2 protein-coding genes are annotated in these 2,554 nt (G+C 67.0%); both read right to left on the minus strand.

Annotated elements, in window-relative coordinates; all coding sequences use genetic code 11:
* Positions 1-301 precede the first annotated feature (301 nt).
* Entirely contained in the window at positions 302-1,507 is a 1,206-nt protein-coding gene (locus tag VQ044_RS24640; protein ID WP_327646887.1) for an IS91 family transposase, read from the minus strand.
* Positions 1,508-1,511: 4 nt separating this feature from the next.
* Positions 1,512-2,420, minus strand: a complete 909-nt coding sequence (locus tag VQ044_RS24645; RefSeq protein ID WP_327646889.1) for a tyrosine-type recombinase/integrase — start codon at positions 2,418-2,420, stop codon at positions 1,512-1,514.
* Positions 2,421-2,554: the final 134 nt, after the last annotated feature.

Raw genomic sequence — 2,554 nt, forward strand, 5'->3', positions numbered from 1 at the left:
CTTGAAGGGTTTCGGGCGCCGCGAGGCGTACGAAAGTCGCCGAAGAACGAATCCGCGGGATGTCGGTCATTGAGTTATGGGGTTTTCGGCTGACGGCTGTGCCGGGACAAGGTACGGCCGCGACCGATCGACATTGATTTCGTGCTGCGGCGCCTGCGTTGTCGACGTGACGCGGGTGGTGGGAAAGCTGGCGAGCGCACGATGGTCGCGCTTTGGAAGCCGACACCGGCGGTCGGCACGCGGATGCCTGTGGCCTGAAACGCGCCGTCTCGGGCGGCTGATCGTACAGTGCCATGTCGGATCATGGCGAAGGCTCCCGGTTCGGTGATGGGCGAGATGGCGGTCCGCGGGGCTGTCGCCAGCGCAGGAAGATCCCGACAATGGTCATGCGTCCACCGCAGCAGGGGCAAGGTGGGCGAATGTCGGGCGGCTTCGAGATTTCCGGTTCGTCGACCGTAGGCTGTGGCGGAGGCGGAGCACCGAGGAGTTCGCGTATCCGCTCGATGCCGGCTTTGCGGTCAGGACCTGTCAGGAACCCGTAATGTCGGATGCGATGAAAGCCCCGTGGCAGGACGTGAAGGAGGAAGCGGCGGATGAACTCGCCAGCTTCGAGCGTCAGCGTCCTGTGCCGGGCGGAACCTTCCTGGCGGTAGTCTTTGACGCGGAAGGTGACGTTCGCCTTGTCGAAGGCGAGGATGCGCCGCGAGGAGATGGCGACGCGGTGGGTGTAGCGGGACAGGTAGGCGAGAACGGCCTTCGGCCCGGCGAAGGGGGGCTTGGCATAGACGACCCAACGCTTCTTTCGCACCGGGGCGAGGTGGCGGGCGAAGGCTTGTGGCTTGGCGAGATGGGCCAATGCGCCGAAGAAGGCGAGCCGACCCTCCTCGTGGAGCGCGGCGAGGTCTGCGAGGAAGAGACGGCGGAACAGCGCCCCGAGAACCCGCACCGGCAGGAGGAATGCGGGACGCGAAGCGATCCAGCGTGATCCATCCGGCGACAGCCCGCCGCCGGGCACGATCATGTGGACATGCGGATGGTGGGTCATCGCCGAGCCCCATGTGTGAAGCACGGCGGTGAGGCCGATGCGGGCGCCAAGGTGCTTGGGGTCGGCAGCAATCGTCGTCATCGTGCGCGAAGCGGCACGGAACAGGAGGTCGTAGACCATCCTCTTGTTCTGGAAGGCGATGACGGCGATCTCGGCGGGCAGCGTGAAGACGACGTGGAAGTATCCGGCCGGCAGAAGGTCGACCTCGCGTGCGGCCAGCCATTCCCGCGCCGCGGCGCCCTGGCAGCGTGGGCAGTGCCGGTTGCGGCAGGAGTTGTAGGAAATGCGCAGATGACCACAGTCGTCGCAGCCTTCGACATGGCCGCCGAGCGCCGCGGTGCGGCAGTTCTCGATCGCCGACATGACCTTCAGTTCGGCCAGGCTCAGGTGTCCGGCCCGGGCGGCGCGATAGGCGGGCCCGGCGGCGTGGAAGATGTCGGCGACCGCGATCGAGGTCCGCATCGCCTCAGCGGGGTTCAGCCCTTTCGCTTTGGAACAGGGCTAGCCTGTCGAGCGGGCTGACGACGGTACGCACCGTGCGTGTGGCGACCTTGGCGTAGAGCGCCGTCGTGTCGAGCTTGGCGTGGCCGAGCAGTACCTGGATCACGCGGATGTCGACACCGTCTTCCAAGAGATGGGTCGCGAAGGAATGGCGCAGCGTATGCGGCCCGACCCTCTTCTGGATATCGGCCGCCCGCGCCGCCTCCACCACGACGCGGTGCAGTTGCCGGGTTGAGATCGGTCGCGCCCAGTTCTGGCCAGGGAACAGCAAGCCCCCTCGATGGAGTACGCCTTGTGCCCGTCCCTCGACCCACCACTGTCGCAGCAAGGCCAGGAGATCGACGGACAGCAGGGCGTTGCGATCGCGCCCACCCTTGCCGCGCTCGATCCGCAGGAGCATGCGAGTGGAGTCGACGTCGCCGACCTTCAAAGCCGCGACCTCGGCGACGCGAAGTCCTGCGCCATAGGCGACCGACAGGGCGGCCAGATGCTTCAAGCAGACCGTTGCGCTCAGCAGGCGGCGCACTTCGTCCGGGCTCAGGACGTCGGGCAGGCTCCGGGCATAGCGCAGCCGCACCAGCTTGCGGGCGAGATCGGGCCGGTCAATCGTATGGACGAAGAAGAAGCGCAGCGCCGAGACGATGGCGTTCATCGTCGGCACGCCGAGACCGGCCTCCTGCTGGGCGACCTGGAACCGGCGCAGGTCCTCCACGCTCGCCGTGTCGGGCGCTCGACCGAGAAACGACGCCAGGCGGCCGATGTCGCGGATGTAGTTGCGCTGCGTCTCGCGAGAGAAACGCCGCATGGTCATGTCGTCAATCAAGCGCTGGCGCAGCGGGCTGAGCGGTGCGGCGGAAACGGGAAAGGTCGTCATGGGAAGGCTCCATCAGGTGAAGGGAGCCAGGATCGTCCGCCCGTGCCGGGCGACGCTCAATCAGCACATGACGCTCGTATCAGTCCGCGAACGGCGAGGCCGCCGCCCATCCCGCGCGAGCGGGTTCGTTCTTC

Origin of the sequence: Aurantimonas sp. C2-5-R2, from assembly GCF_036549495.1 — a bacterium.
Classification (GTDB): Bacteria; Pseudomonadota; Alphaproteobacteria; order Rhizobiales; family Rhizobiaceae; genus Aurantimonas; species Aurantimonas coralicida_A.

Bases quoted from the DNA above. Each gene is read 5' to 3' on its own strand.
- VQ044_RS24640 (WP_327646887.1), bottom strand. From the start codon at position 1,507: ATGCGGACCTCGATCGCGGTCGCCGACATCTTCCACGCCGCCGGGCCC.
- VQ044_RS24645 (WP_327646889.1), bottom strand. From the start codon at position 2,420: ATGACGACCTTTCCCGTTTCCGCCGCACCGCTCAGCCCGCTGCGCCAG.